Below are 738 nucleotides of genomic sequence, written 5' to 3' on the forward strand. Positions count from 1 at the left end.
AGTGCCTTGGCGGCCATCCGGCGAATCCGGCCCTGACCGTTGGTCATCAGGGCGGAGACGTAATAGCTGAGCCGCTCCTCGCTCTTTTCCTCCTCGGCGAGACGACCCAGGGTCTTCCAGGGATCCTCCAGCTCGGCATCCGCCGCCTGGCACGCGCGCAGGATCAGTTCCCCGCCGCGCTCGCGGTCTCCCTTGATGAGGGCGATCTCACCGAGAAGCCAGATGGCGGTGGCGCTGTCCGGCTCCCGCCGGATCTCGGCCTCGGCGATCTCGGCCAGGGCGACGACATCCTGCTGTTTCAAGGCGTGCCGGATCCGAACCGGAAGGGGTTCCTCGGCCACGGAATCGAGCAGGGCGGGCGAGCTGCCATCCTCGATCGCCTTCACCTCCGGACGACGCGCGCGCTGGGCGAGGCGCACGGCCCGTTCGGCCTCCTCCGGGTAAAGCCGCACGATGAGAGCCGCCAACTCGGCCAGCCGCTCGTTGTCGGAGAAGAGCAGCTCACTGCGGTAGAGCATCACCAGGAGGCGGCCATTCGTCGGATCGGCCGCATAGGCGGCCTCGAAGATCCGGGCCGAATCCTCCCCCGCACCCGCGCGGAGCAGGCGGTCGCCGGCCTCGATCAGGACGCTCACATCCGTCCGGGCCGCGCCCGCGACCCGGCGCCATGCTTCGACGGCCGCCTCATCGGTGCCGGTCTGCTCGATGATCTTGGCGGCCATCCGCATGATCCGGCCC

At 69.5% G+C, this 738-nt stretch carries 1 protein-coding gene; it reads right to left on the reverse strand.

The features are described from left to right. The coding region (locus VQ02_RS34440) for a tetratricopeptide repeat protein (protein WP_425339947.1) at nucleotides 1–722 on the reverse strand (722 nt) is incomplete at its 3' end. Nucleotides 723–738: the final 16 nt, after the last annotated feature.

Source organism: Methylobacterium variabile, from assembly GCF_001043975.1.
In the GTDB taxonomy this organism is placed as follows: Bacteria; Pseudomonadota; Alphaproteobacteria; order Rhizobiales; family Beijerinckiaceae; genus Methylobacterium; species Methylobacterium variabile.